The organism is Ruegeria halocynthiae (genome assembly GCF_000743705.1).
Classification (GTDB): domain Bacteria; phylum Pseudomonadota; class Alphaproteobacteria; order Rhodobacterales; family Rhodobacteraceae; genus Ruegeria; species Ruegeria halocynthiae_B.
On sequence record NZ_JQEZ01000001.1, the window covers coordinates 223,780 to 239,842 of the forward strand.

Genomic DNA, 16,063 nt, shown 5'->3' on the forward strand with positions numbered 1-16,063 from the left:
CAATTCTTCCTTTGATTTTGACACAATGTCGAATGTATCAATCACGTATACCGAACATATTACTTTTGTGTCAATACAATTTGAAAGGATACCCAAGATGACACGCGCAATGCACAACCCCGCCCTCATGCTGCTGAACGACAGTCCCCGACTGCCGCTGATCGCCGCGCTGGCCGTGCGGTTTGCGGCGGTTGTCACGAAGTGGGAACGTCAGCGTCGCAGTCGAATTAATTTGTCGAATCTGGATGACAGGCTTTTGAAAGATGTCGGTCTGACCCGGTATCAGGCCAGACGGGAAATTGAACGCCCATTCTGGCAGGGTTAAGTAATCCCCAGTCCCCTCAAGGGACCTCTTCCTTGGCCGGGTTTTTACCCGGCCATTTTTTTACCCGAACGCCTCTGCGGCCGACCCTTCGGGCGGCAAGGAGTACGTCATCGTGGCGCGCGCAACGGGTTTGTCAGACCCGTCCGAATACATAAGCACGTCACCCACGGCTAGCGACTTGCCAAGCTTCAGCAACGTGCAGCGCGCAATCATGTCTTTTCCGCCGTCGGGTTTTCGCATGAAATCCATCGAACAACCCGTTGTTACAGCAAGTGATTTACGTCCCTTTCGCGCCAGGATGATGGCATAGACACTGACGTCAGCCAGACCAAACATCGAAGGCCCCGACACCGTTCCGCCGGGACGCAGGTGCTTTTCCCCAACCACCAGACGCATCGTGATTACGTTTTCCTCCAGCTCATCGACAACAAAATCCCGATGCACTTGCGGAAAGACCTGCCTCATGTAATCCGCCAGCTGTTCTTTGTTCATGGCCAACGACATACTTCCCCTCCTCGATTTGGCGACCTAGAGTTGGCCCGACATCAGATCGGAGGGCAAGATGGCAATTCTGGAACGTAACGACGCAGGCTCGGTGGCCAAGTTAAAGATGAATGCACCTGACCGTCTGAACGCCCTGAGCGATGAGATGCTCGCTGCGTTACAGGCAGAGTTTGACGCCCTGCGTGACGACAGCACGATCCGAGCGGTTGTTCTGTCCGGTGAAGGCAAGGCATTTTGCGCCGGGCATGATCTGAAGCAGATGACGGCTGGACGTCAATCCGAGGATGGTGGCAAAGCCTACTTTCAGGATCTGTTCGCCAGATGTGCCCGCATGATGCTGTCGATTCAGTCCCTGCCCCAGCCTGTGATCGCCCAGGTCCATGGCATCGCAACGGCTGCTGGTTGCCAGTTGGTTGCGACTTGCGATCTGGCCGTGGCTGCCGAAGGCACCCGTTTTGGCGTAAACGGTGTGAATATTGGGCTGTTCTGCTCGACCCCCATGGTTGCACTCAGCCGGAATATCCCGCGCAAACAGGCGTTCGAGATGCTGACAACCGGTGATTTCATCCCTGCGAAAAAGGCTGCCGAATTGGGTTTGATCAATCGGGTCGTGCCAGAACTGCAACTGGAATCCGAAACTTCTGCGCTGGCGGATCAATTGGCGGCCAAGCTGGGATCGGCTGTGAAGATCGGCAAGCAGGCGTTTTATCAGCAACTGGAATTGCCGATTGAACAAGCCTACGCCTATGCCGGAGAGGTAATGGCGCAGAATATGTTGCACCGAGATACCGAAGAAGGAATTTCGGCATTTATCGAAAAACGACCGCCTGATTGGCACCAATAAGGCGATTGTGTGTAAAATTTTTCACCACTGTTCTCATTTTAGCACTTTTCAAAACGGCGACACTGTGGCAATGCTGGGACAGAGCGAAGGCTCTGGTTACACTTTTGGGTCGCCGTCGGCGGAAGGTCCCTCCAAGCTGGTTTCTCTCACCGGCGTAGATATTCCCGCAGCGGCGACCCCAAGACCCCCCTTTACATTGGTACCTCTGATGATGATTGCGCGGCTGTGTTGCGTTGTGCGGTGCTCTGCCCTATGTGGCGACGCATGACACAGAAATTGCATATCGTGGGCGGCGGCATGGCCGGATCCGAGGCCGCCTGGCAGGCGGCGGAAATGGGCGTGGATGTTGTGATCCACGAAATGCGGCCCAAGGTGGGCACTTTTGCGCATCAGACTGGCAACCTGGCTGAAATGGTGTGCTCGAACTCATTCCGTTCGGATGATGATGAACAGAACGCGGTTGGCCTGCTGCATTGGGAAATGCGTGCGGCCGACGGTCTGATCATGACAACCGCAGATTCGCACCGCCTGCCTGCTGGTGGGGCGTTGGCCGTAGATCGCGACCCCTTTGCCGAGGCGGTGACCGCAAAGCTGCACGCGCATCCCCGGATCGAAGTGACCGGAGAAGAAGTCACCACCCTGCCCGAGGAAGGCCAGTGGATTTTTGCGACCGGGCCGCTGACCTCGGCGTCTCTGGGTCAGGCCATTCGCACCGAAACCGGCGCTGAATCGCTGGCCTTTTTCGACGCCATTGCCCCGATCGTCTATGCCGACAGCATCGACATGAGCAAAGCGTGGATGCAGTCGCGCTATGACAAGGGCGAAACCGAAGAAGAGCGCACGGCATATCTGAACTGCCCCATGGACCGGGATCAGTACGAGGCGTTCATCGACGCCCTGCTGGCCGCTGATAAGGCCGAATTCCACGAGGGCGAAACGGCGGGCTATTTCGATGGCTGCCTACCGATCGAGGTCATGTCGGAACGCGGGCGCGAAACGTTGCGTTTTGGTCCGATGAAACCGGTTGGCCTGACCAACCCCCACCAGCCTGACGTGAAACCATATGCCGTGGTGCAATTGCGTCGGGACAACGCCCTTGGGACGCTGTTCAATATCGTGGGCTTTCAGACCAAGATGAAATACGGCGCCCAGACCGAGGTGTTCCGCATGATCCCCGGGTTGGAAAACGCCAGCTTTGCGCGTCTGGGCGGCATTCATCGCAACACATTCATCAACTCTCCCACGTTGCTGGATGAACAGATGCGGCTGAAATCCAAACCGAACATTCGCTTTGCCGGTCAGATCACCGGGGTTGAGGGTTACGTCGAAAGCGCCGCAATGGGTCTGCTGGCAGGCCGTCTGGCCGCGGCCGAGATTTTGGGCCGCGCGCTGCCCGAGGTGCCGCAGGACAGCGCCATGGGTGCCCTGATCCACCACATCACAGGCGGTGCCGAGGCCAAGACATTTCAACCCATGAACGTCAATTTCGGCCTTTTCCGCCCTGTCGATGGCCTGAAAGGCGGGCGGCGTGGTCGCAAGGATCGTTACAAAGCCTATACGGATCGGGCCAAGGCCGAATGGACAAGCTGGCTCGCGCATTGCTGACTGGACGTGAACGGGCCAGACAGCTTACATTCAGATATGAGTGATAAGTACCTCAAAGACGTCTATGATCTGAATACGCCACAGGCCACCCGCGCGCACTATCAGAAGTGGGCCGCATCTTATGATGCCGAGGTTGGTGCGCATGGCTATGCAACGCCCGGACGCGTGGCCGAGGCGTTGTGGTCAAAACTGCCCAAGCCCCAGATACCGATCCTTGATTACGGTTGCGGTACGGGCCTTTCCGGCCAGGCGCTGCGCGCCGCAGGGTTTGAGGTGATCGACGGGGTCGACCCAACACCGAAGATGCTGGAAGGTGCTGCGGCCAAAGGGGTTTACCGTACTTTGTCCTCATTCGAAATCACCGACCCAGAGCCGCTGAACCAAGGGGCATATAAGGCCATCACAGCCATAGGCGTCATTGGTGCAGGCGCTGCGCCACCCGATGTATTCGACATGCTGATACAGGCCCTTCCCAAGGGTGGGTTTCTTGCTTTTTCCTTTAATGATCATACGCTTGAGGACGTGTCTTATACTTCTCATCTGAATGATTGTCTTGCATCGGGGACCGCGCGCTTGCTGTTTCGGGAATACGGCCCTCATTTACCCGGTATGGACCTTAAATCCGAAGTATATATCGTTGAAAAAGCGTGACATTTAGAACTCGATTTGCACCGTCCCCCACTGGTCCGCTGCATCTGGGGCATGCGTATTCGGCCATTCTGGCGCATGATCTGGCCACGTCCGAGAACGGCCAGTTCCTGTTGAGGATCGAAGATATTGACCGTTCACGCGCACGACCCCAATGGGAAGACCAGATTTATGATGATCTGGCGTGGCTGGGATTGCGCTGGCCCGAACCTGTGATGCGGCAGTCCGTGCGGCAGGCCGTTTATGATAAGGCGCTGGATAATCTTTGGGCGCGCGGTCTTCTTTACCCCTGCACCTGTAACCGCAAGGATATCGCCGCTGCGGCAAGCGCGCCGCAAGAAGGCGCACCGATGCACGGGCCGGACGGGATCATTTATCCCGGCACCTGTCGTGAAAAACGACAGCACATCTCAGACGACGCACAGCGTCGCCCCACGGACGTACCGCTGCGGTTGGATATGGTCGCCGCGGGCCGGGCACTTGGAACGGCAGGCCAACCCATTGCGCGAATGGGCGCGTTTTACGAGGCCGGAGCTGGACCGAATGGCGAAACGGGCACCATCACGTTCACTCTGGACGAGGTAACGGAAACCATCGGAGACGTCGTTCTGTCTCGCCGCGATATGGGCACCTCTTATCACCTGTCGGTGGTCTTGGACGACGCCGCGCAGGATATCACCCATGTTGTCCGGGGGCAGGATCTGTTCGAAGCCACACGAATTCACGTCATCCTGCAAGCGCTGCTTGAATTACCGACGCCGCGCTATATTCATCACCGGCTGATCCGGGATGGCGCGGGCAAGCGTCTGGCCAAACGCGACGACGCCAGGGCGATTGCGAAGTACCGCGCCGAGGGCGTCTCAGCGGCCGATATCCGGGCGATGGTTGGTCTGTGACCGCGTCATCCCATCGGTGACATCAGTTCAACCTCGGCCCCGTCGCGCACGGCCGTATAGAAACAAGTGCGCCGGTTCGTGTGACAGGCCGCACCCGTCTGCCGCACCATCACCAGCAGGCAATCACGGTCGCAATCAAAGCGGAAATCCACCAGTTCTTGCACGTGACCCGAGGATTCACCTTTGATCCAGAACGCTTGGCGGGACCGCGACCAATAGGTGACGCGCCCGGTCTCCAACGTTTTTTCAATAGCTTGAACATTCATCCAGGCCATCATCAATACCTCGCCTGAGCTTTCATCCTGGGCAATGGCCGGGATCAAACCAGCCTCGTTGAACTTCAAAGCGGACGGATCAAATGCGGTGGTGGCGGACATGAGAAAAACCTTTTGCATCCCTGTGGATGCCCACTATGTATTGGGAACAGACAACGAGGGAAAGCCATGTCCGGCGAGAACGACCTGATCAAGCTTTATTCCGGCCGCATTCTGGCACTGGCCGCAGATATTCCGCACCTGGCCCGGCTGGATAACCCCGATGCTACGGTCAAAAAGCGCTCGCCGCTGTGCGGGTCGACTGTGACTGTTGATGTCAGTGTGCAAGACGACAAGGTCTCGGATTTCGGTCAGGACGTGAAAGCCTGCGCATTGGGTCAGGCCTCGGCTTCGGTGGTCGGAAGCGCCATCATCGGTACCACCCGGGCGCAGGTGGAAACCGCGCGTGATCAATTGAAGACGATGCTGAAAAAAGACGGCCCCGCCCCCGACGCGCCATTTGACGGGCTTGAGGTTCTGATCCCCGCGCGTGAATACAAGAACCGTCATGCCTCGATCCTGCTGGCCCTTGAGGCTGCGGCCGATGCGATGGAACAGGCCGAACAAGCCAATTGCGCCTGAGCGTGGCTTTCTGACGCAAACCCGTCTAACCTCTGGGGAAATTTGGGGGAGTGACCGGTTTGAACAATCTGCTAGAGCATTTCGTGACCCTTTGGGTGGTCATTGATCCCATCGGTACGATTCCCGTATTCATAGCGGTCACTGCCGGGATGGAAATGGCCGCCCGGCGCAAGATGGCGCTATTGGCTTCTGCCATCAGCGCCGGTGTGCTGCTGTTCTTTCTGGTCTTCGGGCAATTGCTGATCGAGGCGTTGGACATCGGGCTCAACTCATTTCAGGTCGCGGGCGGGATTATCCTGTTTCTGTTTGCCCTGACGATGATCTTTGGCGAAAGCAAACAAGACATCGAACAACGTGAGGCCGAGGATGATCAGGAAGACAAGCTTCACCAGCACAATCCGGCGATTTTCCCGCTGGCGGTGCCATCACTGGCCTCACCCGGTGCCATGCTGGCGGTTGTTATCCTGACCGACAACAACCGATACAGTGCGGCAGATCAGGGCATTACCGCGCTGGTCATGCTGTCCGTCGTGGCTGTCGCTTTTGTTCTGATGTTGCTGGCCGAACCTATCATCCGCCTGATCGGGCATTCTGGCGCGGCCATCATCAGCCGCGTGATGGGCATGATCCTGGCGTCGGTCGCGGTGAATTCCGTGCTGTCAGCGATGCTTGAGATCATGCGAACCGGACAGCTATAAAAAAACCGCCGCACCTTCCGGGCGGAAAGGGCGGCGGCAAGATATGCGTGTCTCGTGTGGGGTCCGGATGCCGCGCGGGGCCGAGGCAGGCCCCTCAAGGGAATAGGGATAGGCAGGTCACCCTTGACTGAAATGGGGATGACAGTGCGGTATGATCGGCACGAGATCGCAGGCAGAAAGGGTCAGAACGCACCGGGCAGGTGAAGGGCAACCATCAGCATGACCACCAAAGAACCAGCCCCCACAGCATCCTGCAAAATCGTTGAATGCGAGCGGTTCAGGATAGTCTTGATCTGGGTCAGCATGGTCTCACCTCCGGTCAGAGTTTTAATCCTTTGTTGACCTTTTGTTCTCATATTTCATCGAGTCGGTAAAGAACTTTTTGAGAACATTTGTGAACTTTGCGGAACAAAATTTCTAACCCACTGAAATCAAACGAATTGCCTGATCCTGTTTCATCAACCATAAAAGAGCACGTGCCGCCTGCCCCCGCTCTGACTCAAGCTTCGGGTCAGTGGACAACAGGGCACGCGCATCCGTCTGGGCCGTGGCCATCAAACCGGCCTGCCGTTCCACATCGGCGATCCGGAACTTTGGCAGCCCGGATTGCGCCGTGCCAATCAGATCGCCCGCGCCGCGCATCTGCAGATCGGTCTCGGATATCCGAAACCCGTCTTCGGTTTCACGCAGAACTTCCAGCCTTTTGCGCCCCCCCTCACTAAGCGGGGGTTGATACATCAGCAGGCAGGTGGACTCTGCCTCACCCCGCCCGACCCGGCCGCGCAGCTGGTGCAATTGGGCTAACCCGAAAATTTCGGCCCGCTCGATAACCATGATCGACGCGTTGGGCACATTGACCCCAACCTCGATGACGGTTGTGGCCACCAGAACCTTTGTCTTCCCCTCTTGAAACGCCTTCATCGCGGCATCCTTGTCGGTAGGCGGCATCTGGCCATGCACAAGGCCAACCGTTCCTTCGCCCAGGATTGCCCGCAAACGTTTGAACCGCTCCTCAGCTGCCGTCAGGTCGGAAACCTCGGATTCGTCGACAAGGGGGCAAACCCAATAGCATTGACGCCCTTCGTCAATCGCGCGACGCAGATGGGCCACCACCTCCTCCATCCGATCGGTGCTGATAATGGCGGTTTTGATCGGCTTCCGACCGGGTGGCTTTTCGTCCAGCACCGACACATCCATATCGCCATATTGCGCCAACGCCAGGCTGCGGGGGATCGGTGTGGCTGTCATCACGAGCACATCCGCGCCCTGCCCTTTTTCCGACAATTCCATCCGCTGCCGCACGCCAAACCGGTGCTGTTCATCAACAATCGCAAGGCGGAGCGCTTTGAATTCCACATCGCCCTGAAACACGGCATGGGTGCCGACCAGAATATGAATGTCGCCATTCTTTAGCGCGGCCAGCTTGGCGCGCCGTTCCGCGCTTTTGTCCCGTCCGGTCAGGATTTCCAGAACAACCCCGGCCTCTTCGGCCAATGGGCGCAACCCTTCCAGATGTTGCCGGGCCAAAATCTCGGTCGGCGCCATCATGACGCCCTGCCCTCCGGCCTCAACCGCCACAAGCAAGGCCATGAAGGCCACCAGTGTCTTTCCGGCCCCTACATCCCCTTGCAGCAATCGGTTCATTCGCGCGTCTGAGGCCATGTCGGTCGTGATTTCATCAATGGCCCGCAGCTGCGCGCCAGTTGGCTGATACGGCAGACTGGCCAGTACCTTGGCCTGCATGATGCCGGTGCCAACACTGACAATGCCTCTGGCTTTCCGTTCACGCTGCCGGGCCAGCGCCAATGTCATCTGATGGGCAAACAGCTCATCATACGCTAACCGCTCCCGTGCCGGTGCGTGGGTAGCAACATCATCTGCGCCCTGCGGATGATGCGCCGTCGCAATGGCCGTCGACCAATCTGACCATCCCTGTTTCGCCAACAAGGCTGGATCAATCCACTCGGCCAGAACCGGGGCGCGAGCCAATGCGCTGCGGGCCGCTTTGAAAGCCGTTTTTTGCGTGATGCCCTGGGTCAGATGATAGACCGGTTCAAAGTCCGGAATGTCCTGCGCCTCGTCCAGTGGCAGCATGTGATCGGGGTGGACCATCTGCGCCATTCCATCGAACAGCTCAAGCTTGCCTGAAACCACCCGGCGTGATCCCTCGGGCAGAACCCGTTTCAGATAGTCGCCGCGTGCGTGAAAAAAGACCAGTTGGAAATCCGCCTGACGGTCCTCAACATGCACCCGGTAAGCGCCGCCTTTGTTGCGTGCTGGTCTGTGTGTGCCAACGGTTACCTCAACCGTCAGGGTTGCAGGCAGGTCAACGCCCTGAATTGTGTCCCGCCGTCTGCGATCAATGACGGCGTAAGGCAAGCTGAACAACACATCGCGCGGTGAATCGGTACCGGCCTGCATCAGAGCCTGCGCAGTCTTCGGCCCCACACCTTCCAGCGTTTCCAGACCCGCGAACAGCGGAAACAAAAGTTCGGGGCGGCCGCTCATGCAGTTCCGATCAGCTGAATCCAGCCATCCTCATCCAGTGTTTCGATCCCAAGCTCGGTGGCCTTTTTCGCCTTTGAGCCTGCCCCCGGACCGGCCACCAGCAGATCGGTTTTTTTGCTGACGGACCCCGCGACTTTGGCCCCCAGCGCCTCGGCTCTGGCCTTGGCTTCGGCGCGGGTCATCTTTTCCAGCGTTCCCGTAAAAACAACGGTTTTGCCCGCGACCGGACTGCCGGAAGTGTCAGGGCGCTTTGCCTCCTGCACGTCAAGCTCATCAACCAGCTTGTCGATGCTGGCGCGCTCGGCATTCTGCGCAAAAGCGGACACCAGCGCCCGGGCCATGACTTCACCTACGCCATCGACACTCAGCAAGTCTTCCCATTCAGGTCCTTCGAAACCGGCTGCCGCGGTGACGGCCTGTTCGAATTCAGCCCAGTTTCCATAGTGGGTTGCAATCAGGTTCGATGCGGCCTCACCCATATGGCGGATGCCCAATGCAAACAGCAGACGTCCAAAGGGAATCCTGCGCTTTTCTTCGATGGCGTCCCACAGGTTGCCAGCGCTTTGCGCGCCCCAGCCTTTGCGGTTTGCCAGTTTGTTCAAGTTTTTGGCGTCACGTGTTCGCAGCGTGAAGATGTCCACCGGTGTTCGGATCGGCAGATCCGGATCGTCATAGAACATTTCGATCTGCTTTGCACCCAACCCTTCGATGTCAAACGCCTTGCGTGAGACGAAATGCTTTAGTTTTTCAACCGCCTGCGCCGGACAAATCACCCCCCCGGTACACCGGCGGATGGCGTCGCCTTCTTCGCGGACCGCGTCGCTGTTGCATTCGGGGCAGGTCTTGGGGAACTCAAAGGGTTCAGCCCCGTCGGGACGTTTCGAGATATCGACATCCGCAATCTTGGGGATTACATCCCCTGCGCGGTAAACCTGCACCCAATCGCCGATCCGGATGTCCTTGCCATCGCGGATTGTACCGCCTTTGGCATCCCGTCCGGCGACGTAATCCTCGTTGTGCAGCGTGGCGTTGGACACAACCACCCCGCCCACAGTGACCGGATGCAACCGCGCAACCGGGCTGAGCGCGCCCGTGCGGCCGACCTGAATGTCGATCCCTTCAAGCCGGGTCCATGCCAGTTCGGCCGGAAATTTATGCGCAATCGCCCACCGGGGGGTCGTAGACCGAAACCCCAGACGCGCCTGTAGCGAAAGATCGTTCACCTTGTAAACGACGCCATCAATATCATATCCCAGCGAGGCTCGCTGGGCCTCGATGTTCCGGTAATGCTCCAGCATCTCATCGGTTGTCGCGCAGAGTTTCGTAAGCGGATTGGTCGAGAACTTGAAGTCACGCAGCCGATCAATCGCGCCCATCTGGGTCTCTGCCAAGGGATCAGACAGCTCTCCCCAAGCGTAGGCAAAGAACCTTAGCGGTCGGGCGCGCGTGATGGCTGCATCCAGTTGGCGCAGCGATCCGGCGGCCGCGTTGCGCGGATTGGCAAAGGGTTTATCACCCGCCTCTTCTTGCCGTGCGTTCAGTTTTTCGAAGTCTTCATGAGACATATAGACCTCGCCCCGCACTTCCAGAACATCCGGGGCATTGTCGATGGCGTGCGGGATGTCCGAAATCGTCCGCGCGTTTGCGGTGACGTTTTCGCCAACCTCACCATCGCCACGGGTAGCGGCCTGAACAAGCTGCCCCTTCTCATACCGAAGCGACAGCGACAGACCGTCGATCTTCGGCTCTGCCGTGAAAGTCAGCGGCGCTGCCCCATCCAGCCCAAGATATTTGCGGATGGATCGGTCAAAATCCTGAACGTCTTCATCGTCAAACGCGTTGCCCAGCGACATCATGCGAACGGCGTGGGCAACTTTCGAAAACCCATCCGCCGGGCGTGCGCCAACCTGATCCGAGGGGCTGTCTTCGCGTTTGAGATACGGAAAACGCGCTTCGATCTCGGCGTTTCGACGCTTGAGCGCGTCATACTCAGCATCCGAAATCTCGGGCGCGTCTTTCCCGTGATACAGCGTATTTGCCCGCGTAAGCTGTTCCGCCAGTTGCGCCAATTCCGCACGCGCGGCGTCTTCAGTCAGGTCAGATACCGGAATCAATTTGCTCATGGCCTCGCCCTGTCACGTATTCTTGGACCCCAGTGATAGGGCGAGGTCATGGTCAGGTCCAGACGTGCTGTTCAGTGAGTGAGGTTGATCGCCCTGGACCGCAGGCGACCGTGTTCCGATCAGGCCCCAACCGCTATCCGCGTTTCATCAACACTGTTGCTTTGCGGATCACGCAGGACATAACCCCTGCCCCAGACGGTTTCTATGTAATTGTCGCCGCCCGTTGCATTGCTGAGCTTTTTGCGCAGCTTGCAGATGAAGACGTCGATGATCTTCAATTCAGGCTCATCCATTCCGCCATAAAGATGGTTCAGGAACATCTCTTTGGTCAGCGTGGTCCCTTTACGCAGGCTCAGAAGTTCGAGCATCTGATATTCCTTGCCGGTCAGATGAACCGCCTTGCCCTCAACCTCGACCGTTTTGGCATCCAGGTTCACGGCCACACGGCCGGTATGGATGATGGACTGCGAATGCCCCTTGGATCGGCGAATGATGGCGTGGATACGGGCGACCAGTTCTTCGCGATGAAAGGGTTTGGTCATGTAATCATCCGCGCCGAACCCAAACCCCTTGATCTTGCTTTCGGTGTCATCCGCCCCCGAAAGGATCAGGATCGGGGTTTCCACCCGCGCGATGCGCAACTGCCGCAGAACTTCGTGCCCATTCATGTCCGGCAGGTTCAGGTCCAGCAGGATCAGGTCGTAATCATAAAGCTTTGCAAGATCGATCCCTTCTTCACCGAGGTCCGTTGCATAAACGTTGAGGTTGGCGTGCGTCAGCATCAGTTCGATGCTTTTGGACGTGGTCGGATCATCCTCGACAAGAAGTATACGCATTTACTGCTCCAATTCGGGTCAATTTACCAATTCAAGATGAGCCTGCTCAAAAATGGTTAATCTGACGTTACCGTTGAATCATTTATTCATCTTCTCCTTTAGGTTGTCGATATTTTTTTAACGCGGTGGTTTTTAGTGCGTCCATTCCGTGTTCTGCAACCGCCGAAACCCACGAATTGAACTCCTCATCGCTCAGCCCATAGCGTTTTTTGGCGTCAGACAGCGTGATCAACCCATAAACCACACCCCGCACAACGATTGCCTTGCGCGATGCGACCCACCTGGTCGTGTCCTCTGGCGGCAGATCGGCACGCGATAAAACCGTTCCATCCGGCAGGGTTACGGAGCGCGGCCCTTCAACTTTGTGCAAATACATCTTTCCTACCTCTTCCTGCTGCGACAAAGCTGACACCAGCCTACTTAATACTGGGTGAAACCGCCCCTTGAGAGTGTGTAGAATTTTCCTATATTCTGCCGGTCTTTCTTAACCCGTACTGGAACCGTCATGGCCCTCGATACCGAGACACCGCTGAACTCACTTGGCTTTGCCAAACCGCCGTCTGAAACGCGGGTCGTCGTCGCCATGTCCGGAGGTGTGGACAGTTCCGTCGTGGCCGCCCATCTGTCGGATCAGGGTTATGACGTGGTTGGCGTAACGCTGCAGCTTTATGACCATGGCGCTGCGCTGTCCAAAAAGGGTGCCTGTTGCGCTGGCATTGATATCCACGACGCCCGCCGCGTCGCCGAAGAGCGCGGCTTTCCGCACTATGTTCTCGACTATGAGAACATTTTTAAGGACGCGGTGATTGACGAGTTTGCAGACAGCTATCTGGCAGGGGCGACCCCGGTGCCCTGTATCCGCTGCAACGAGCGGGTGAAATTCAAGGACCTTCTGGAAACCGCCAAGGACCTTGAAGCCGACTGCATGGCCACCGGTCACTATATTCAGCGCAAGACGGGGCCGAACGGCCCGGAACTGCATTCAGCCGAAGATGCGAACCGCGATCAGTCCTATTTCCTGTTCTCGACCACGCCCGAGCAGTTGGATTTCCTGCGTTTCCCGCTGGGTCACCTGCCGTCCAAGGACGCCACCCGCGAGATGGCGGCACAGTACGGGCTGGCCGTTGCCGACAAACCCGACAGTCAGGACATCTGTTTCGTGCCCAATGGCAACTATGCCAGCGTGATCGAGAAACTGCGCCCCGGCGCGGCGGAACCAGGTGAGATCGTGCACGCCGATGGCCGCGTTCTGGCGCAGCATGACGGTGTCATCCATTACACGATCGGTCAGCGTCGTGGTTTGGGGATCGGCGGCCTCAGCGAACCTCTGTACGTCGTGAAGCTGGACGTCGATAAGAAGCAGGTTGTGGTTGGTCCCAAGGACCTGTTGGCCACACGCACCATTCCGGTGCGGGAAATCAACTGGCTGGGGGACGAACCCTTTACCTCGCAGGACGAATGGCATGTGTCGGTCAAGGTCCGATCAACCCGCCCCCCGCGTGAGGCGATCATCCGCCCGCTGTCCGACACCACGGCCGAGGTCGAACTGCTGGCACCGGAAGAAGGTGTCTCACCCGGTCAGGCCTGCGTTTTCTATTCACTGGAAAACAGCCGCATCTTTGGCGGCGGCTGGATCTGGCGCGGGTATTAAACCGCGTCCGTCCACGAGTTGCTGAGGATATAAAGCCCGGCGCAAATCATCACGTAAGGGACAAGCTGTTCCAACCGGCGCGCAAGCCGGCCAGTCATGAATGGCGCTTGCGCACCCGCCAGCGCGACCGAGGCCAGGCAGATCACCGCCAGCCCTGCCCCGATAAGCCCAGCAACCCGATAGCCAGACGTTGAATCCGCAAGCAACGGGGCAAGAACTGCAAAGGTGTCCATCGACAGGCTGACAAACAACAATGTCACCACAAACACCGAAGCCCCGGCTTTCAGGCGCGGGTCCCCGACGGTTTCTTTTCCGCGCTGCTGGCGGATAACACCCAGAACACCCAGAGACAGCGGGATGACCCCAAGGTAGCCCGCCCAAAGTGGGATAACATCATCCACCCCCAAGGCGACCAAAAGCGACGCCATGATGATTATGACCTGCGCCAGCAAAAACCCCGAGACCGAGCGCCGTACGCCCGACACAAGCATCATCGCAAGCAAGGCGGCCAGATTATCGAGGTTTGTCAGAATCTGAGTCAGAAAAGCCGAAAGACCAAATACCAGATGATCCAACATCAGGCGCTCATCCGCTCCAGAATGGCTTTGGCGGCGCGTAATCCGGGGGCTTCGCCGCCACGCCCCAACCGGTCCATCGTCGTCGCCATCGCTTCACGCTGACTGTTTGGCGCCGCAGAAACCTGCCCAAGCACGGACGCGATCATCTCTGGCTGGCAATCATCCAACAGGCATTCGGGAACGGTCCGTGTTTCAGACACCAGATTGACCAACGTCACAGTATCCAGTTTGACCATACGCTCGGCTATTTTCTGGGTCAGCCAGCTTAGCCTATACGCGATCACCATCGGAGTGGCCTGCGCCGCCAGTTCCAAAGACACGGTGCCCGAGGCTGCCAGCGCCAGATCAGCCGCCGCAAATGCCGCACGCTTTTGATTTACCGCCTGATCCGTCGGCAGATCCCTGGGATCTACGACGACAGGTGAACCGGGCCAGTTTTGGACGTGTTCCGTTACACCGTCGACCATATGCGCGACTGTGGGTATGACCACGCGGGTATCGGGGGTGTCTTTCAGATACAGGCTCAGTGCTTCGCCAAAGACTGGTGCAAGGCGATCAATCTCGCCTCGGCGTGATCCCGGCAGCGCCAACAGGATCGGTGCATCCGCCAGACCATGCATGGCGCGGAAATCAGAGATTTCCTGATCGGTGGCAACAGGCTCGCTGGCAACCGGATGGCCCACGAAATCACATTCCATCCCCGCGCGCTCCATGTAAGGAGGTTCAAACGGTAAAAGCGCCAATACGTGGTCAATGACCTTTGCCATCTTATCAGCACGCCCCGACCGCCAGGCCCAAACGCTGGGGGCGACATAATGAACTGTGCGGATATCGCTGGCTGCCTTTACCAGCTTTGCAACCCGCAACGAAAAGTCGGGGCTGTCGATGGTGATCAGAACATCCGGCTGCGTGTCCAGAACCGCCTGCGCCGTTTCAGCGATCCGGCGTTTGAGGTGAAAGAATTTGGGCAGAACTTCGACCAGCCCCATCACCGAAAGTTCGGACATCGGAAATTGGCTGTTCAACCCCTGTGCCTGCATCAATGGCCCACCCACACCGTCAAAGGTGATATCGGGCACCAGAGCCCGCAGTCCTTCCATCAATGCGCCGCCCAACCGGTCGCCCGAAGGTTCGCCGGCGACCAGAAATACGCGCATCAGATCGCCCGCTCGCGGACGGATAGAAACAGACCCAGGCGGTTGCACTCTTCTATGACACGCTCTTTTTGCAGAACGATAACGCCACCTTTTTCAATCACGATACCCGCCAGCCCGGCGGCCACGGCACCAGAAATGGTGTTCGGGCCAATCGTGGGCAAATCTGCGCGGCGATCCTGCTGGGGTTTGGGCGCTTTGAACAATACGCCACCACCGGCATCTGGCCGTTGCGTCAGGGATTGCAACATCCAATCGGTGCCAAAAATGCTCTCAACCGCCAAAGCCTGCCCTTGGGACACGGCACATGCCTGCCCTATGTCAGCAGCGCCCATGTTGCGCAGAATTCCGGCTGCCCTGTCCGCATCCGCCAAATCGGCCTCGGACGGTTGCGCCTGGGTCAGGCATCCAAGCTGCGGCAGCAAACCCGGCGCGATCTCATGGGCGGCACGAACGGTCAGCCCTGCGTCTTCGAAAATGCCAATCACCGCTCGCAACGCGCCATCGTCGCCGGACATGATGGCCTGTTGCAATACCGGGACCAAAGGCATTGTGGCGGCATCAATCCGCGAAGGATCAATCGCCGGACGCTGGATCGCGCCCGCCATGCAGATATCGGTCACGTTGCGCGCCTTGAGATCGGAAATGAAGGTACCAAGCTGTTCCAAAGGAAAGACGATATCAGCCGTCAGGCTATCGGGACCAAACCCTTCCATGGCGCAGATCAACGGGCGCTCGGCCAGATGTGCCGCGACCTCGTTCGGTAAAGCGCCCGTTCCGGCAATCAACGCCAGCAT

Annotated in this window: 18 protein-coding genes; 8 read left to right on the top strand and 10 right to left on the bottom strand. The window is 58.0% G+C overall.

Features of this window, described 5'->3' with window-relative positions; all coding sequences use genetic code 11:
• The first annotated feature begins 97 nt into the window (after window positions 1-97).
• A complete protein-coding gene (locus tag JT51_RS01020; protein ID WP_037306899.1) occupies window positions 98-325 on the top strand; it encodes a DUF1127 domain-containing protein in 228 nt (75 codons plus the stop codon).
• A 60-nt stretch (window positions 326-385) separates the two neighbouring features.
• Here JT51_RS01020 and JT51_RS01025 read toward each other — a convergent pair whose 3' ends face one another.
• The gene (locus JT51_RS01025; RefSeq protein ID WP_037306901.1) at window positions 386-829 is read right to left on the bottom strand and encodes a PaaI family thioesterase; all 444 of its coding nucleotides are present in this window, start codon (window positions 827-829) and stop codon (window positions 386-388) included.
• A 58-nt stretch (window positions 830-887) separates the two neighbouring features.
• On the opposite strand from JT51_RS01025, the gene JT51_RS01030 reads away from it, so the two are divergent.
• From JT51_RS01030 to gluQRS, 4 genes are all read left to right on the top strand, one after another.
• Window positions 888-1,673: an enoyl-CoA hydratase gene (locus JT51_RS01030; RefSeq protein ID WP_037306904.1), complete on the top strand. Its 786-nt coding sequence runs from the start codon at window positions 888-890 to the stop codon at window positions 1,671-1,673.
• Window positions 1,674-1,937: 264 nt separating this feature from the next.
• Window positions 1,938-3,278 carry a methylenetetrahydrofolate--tRNA-(uracil(54)-C(5))-methyltransferase (FADH(2)-oxidizing) TrmFO gene (trmFO, locus tag JT51_RS01035; RefSeq protein WP_037306906.1) on the top strand — a complete coding sequence of 447 codons (1,341 nt, stop codon included), beginning with the start codon at window positions 1,938-1,940 and terminating at the stop codon, window positions 3,276-3,278.
• A 36-nt stretch (window positions 3,279-3,314) separates the two neighbouring features.
• Window positions 3,315-3,929: a class I SAM-dependent DNA methyltransferase gene (locus JT51_RS01040; RefSeq protein ID WP_037306908.1), complete on the top strand. Its 615-nt coding sequence runs from the start codon at window positions 3,315-3,317 to the stop codon at window positions 3,927-3,929.
• On the top strand, window positions 3,926-4,822 hold the full coding sequence (gene gluQRS / locus JT51_RS01045) for a tRNA glutamyl-Q(34) synthetase GluQRS (RefSeq protein WP_037306911.1): 897 nt from the start codon (window positions 3,926-3,928) through the stop codon (window positions 4,820-4,822). The genes JT51_RS01040 and gluQRS overlap by 4 nt, the downstream gene beginning before the upstream one ends.
• Before the next feature lie 5 nt (window positions 4,823-4,827).
• Here the strand turns inward: gluQRS and hisI are convergent, their stop codons facing one another.
• Window positions 4,828-5,217 (bottom strand): phosphoribosyl-AMP cyclohydrolase, encoded by a 390-nt coding sequence (gene hisI / locus JT51_RS01050; RefSeq protein WP_037306913.1) that lies wholly within the window; start codon window positions 5,215-5,217, stop codon window positions 4,828-4,830.
• 48 nt (window positions 5,218-5,265) lie between these two features.
• On the opposite strand from hisI, the gene JT51_RS01055 reads away from it, so the two are divergent.
• The gene (locus JT51_RS01055; protein ID WP_037306915.1) at window positions 5,266-5,718 is read left to right on the top strand and encodes an iron-sulfur cluster assembly scaffold protein; all 453 of its coding nucleotides are present in this window, start codon (window positions 5,266-5,268) and stop codon (window positions 5,716-5,718) included.
• Window positions 5,719-5,777: 59 nt separating this feature from the next.
• Window positions 5,778-6,416: a MarC family protein gene (locus tag JT51_RS01060; RefSeq protein ID WP_037309201.1), complete on the top strand. Its 639-nt coding sequence runs from the start codon at window positions 5,778-5,780 to the stop codon at window positions 6,414-6,416.
• Window positions 6,417-6,598: 182 nt separating this feature from the next.
• On the opposite strand, the gene JT51_RS22325 is transcribed toward JT51_RS01060, so the two are convergent.
• The 5 genes from JT51_RS22325 to JT51_RS01080 all read right to left on the bottom strand — a co-directional run bounded on the left by JT51_RS22325 (window position 6,599) and on the right by JT51_RS01080 (window position 12,259).
• Window positions 6,599-6,721 carry a hypothetical protein gene (locus JT51_RS22325; RefSeq protein WP_268745975.1) on the bottom strand — a complete coding sequence of 41 codons (123 nt, stop codon included), beginning with the start codon at window positions 6,719-6,721 and terminating at the stop codon, window positions 6,599-6,601.
• Between the two features lie 112 nt (window positions 6,722-6,833).
• Complete coding sequence (recG, locus tag JT51_RS01065; protein ID WP_037306918.1) at window positions 6,834-8,924, bottom strand: ATP-dependent DNA helicase RecG; 2,091 nt, start codon at window positions 8,922-8,924, stop codon at window positions 6,834-6,836.
• Window positions 8,921-11,047, bottom strand: coding sequence for an NAD-dependent DNA ligase LigA (ligA, locus tag JT51_RS01070; protein WP_037306920.1), 2,127 nt, complete (start codon window positions 11,045-11,047; stop codon window positions 8,921-8,923). The genes recG and ligA overlap by 4 nt, the downstream gene beginning before the upstream one ends.
• A 119-nt stretch (window positions 11,048-11,166) precedes the next feature.
• Window positions 11,167-11,883: a response regulator transcription factor CtrA gene (gene ctrA, locus JT51_RS01075; protein WP_037306922.1), complete on the bottom strand. Its 717-nt coding sequence runs from the start codon at window positions 11,881-11,883 to the stop codon at window positions 11,167-11,169.
• 82 nt (window positions 11,884-11,965) lie between these two features.
• Entirely contained in the window at window positions 11,966-12,259 is a 294-nt protein-coding gene (locus JT51_RS01080; protein WP_037306924.1) for a DUF1153 domain-containing protein, read from the bottom strand.
• 129 nt (window positions 12,260-12,388) lie between these two features.
• On the opposite strand from JT51_RS01080, the gene mnmA reads away from it, so the two are divergent.
• Window positions 12,389-13,534, top strand: a complete 1,146-nt coding sequence (gene mnmA / locus JT51_RS01085) for a tRNA 2-thiouridine(34) synthase MnmA (protein ID WP_037306926.1) — start codon at window positions 12,389-12,391, stop codon at window positions 13,532-13,534.
• On the opposite strand, the gene JT51_RS01090 is transcribed toward mnmA, so the two are convergent.
• The 3 genes from JT51_RS01090 to JT51_RS01100 are packed head-to-tail and all read right to left on the bottom strand — an operon-like array spanning window position 13,531 to window position 16,063.
• Window positions 13,531-14,112 (bottom strand): cadmium resistance transporter, encoded by a 582-nt coding sequence (locus tag JT51_RS01090; RefSeq protein WP_037306928.1) that lies wholly within the window; start codon window positions 14,110-14,112, stop codon window positions 13,531-13,533. The two genes, mnmA and JT51_RS01090, sit on opposite strands and share 4 nt — an antisense overlap.
• Complete coding sequence (gene lpxB / locus JT51_RS01095; protein WP_037306929.1) at window positions 14,112-15,269, bottom strand: lipid-A-disaccharide synthase; 1,158 nt, start codon at window positions 15,267-15,269, stop codon at window positions 14,112-14,114. Before lpxB ends, JT51_RS01090 begins: the two co-directional genes overlap by 1 nt.
• A complete protein-coding gene (locus JT51_RS01100; RefSeq protein WP_037306931.1) occupies window positions 15,269-16,063 on the bottom strand; it encodes an LpxI family protein in 795 nt (264 codons plus the stop codon). The genes lpxB and JT51_RS01100 overlap by 1 nt, the downstream gene beginning before the upstream one ends.

Excerpts from the sequence above, each read along its gene's own strand:
- JT51_RS01020 (WP_037306899.1), top strand. The coding sequence starts at position 98 with ATGACACGCGCAATGCACAACCCCGCCCTCATGCTGCTGAACGACAGT.
- JT51_RS01025 (WP_037306901.1), bottom strand. The coding sequence starts at position 829 with ATGTCGTTGGCCATGAACAAAGAACAGCTGGCGGATTACATGAGGCAG.
- JT51_RS01030 (WP_037306904.1), top strand. The coding sequence starts at position 888 with ATGGCAATTCTGGAACGTAACGACGCAGGCTCGGTGGCCAAGTTAAAG.
- trmFO (WP_037306906.1), top strand. The coding sequence starts at position 1,938 with ATGACACAGAAATTGCATATCGTGGGCGGCGGCATGGCCGGATCCGAG.
- JT51_RS01040 (WP_037306908.1), top strand. The coding sequence starts at position 3,315 with ATGAGTGATAAGTACCTCAAAGACGTCTATGATCTGAATACGCCACAG.
- hisI (WP_037306913.1), bottom strand. The coding sequence starts at position 5,217 with ATGCAAAAGGTTTTTCTCATGTCCGCCACCACCGCATTTGATCCGTCC.
- JT51_RS01055 (WP_037306915.1), top strand. The coding sequence starts at position 5,266 with ATGTCCGGCGAGAACGACCTGATCAAGCTTTATTCCGGCCGCATTCTG.
- JT51_RS22325 (WP_268745975.1), bottom strand. The coding sequence starts at position 6,721 with ATGCTGACCCAGATCAAGACTATCCTGAACCGCTCGCATTCAACGATT.
- recG (WP_037306918.1), bottom strand. The coding sequence starts at position 8,924 with ATGAGCGGCCGCCCCGAACTTTTGTTTCCGCTGTTCGCGGGTCTGGAA.
- ligA (WP_037306920.1), bottom strand. The coding sequence starts at position 11,047 with ATGAGCAAATTGATTCCGGTATCTGACCTGACTGAAGACGCCGCGCGT.
- ctrA (WP_037306922.1), bottom strand. The coding sequence starts at position 11,883 with ATGCGTATACTTCTTGTCGAGGATGATCCGACCACGTCCAAAAGCATC.
- JT51_RS01080 (WP_037306924.1), bottom strand. The coding sequence starts at position 12,259 with ATGTATTTGCACAAAGTTGAAGGGCCGCGCTCCGTAACCCTGCCGGAT.
- mnmA (WP_037306926.1), top strand. The coding sequence starts at position 12,389 with ATGGCCCTCGATACCGAGACACCGCTGAACTCACTTGGCTTTGCCAAA.
- JT51_RS01090 (WP_037306928.1), bottom strand. The coding sequence starts at position 14,112 with ATGTTGGATCATCTGGTATTTGGTCTTTCGGCTTTTCTGACTCAGATT.
- lpxB (WP_037306929.1), bottom strand. The coding sequence starts at position 15,269 with ATGCGCGTATTTCTGGTCGCCGGCGAACCTTCGGGCGACCGGTTGGGC.
- JT51_RS01100 (WP_037306931.1), bottom strand. The coding sequence starts at position 16,063 with ATGCTGGCGTTGATTGCCGGAACGGGCGCTTTACCGAACGAGGTCGCG.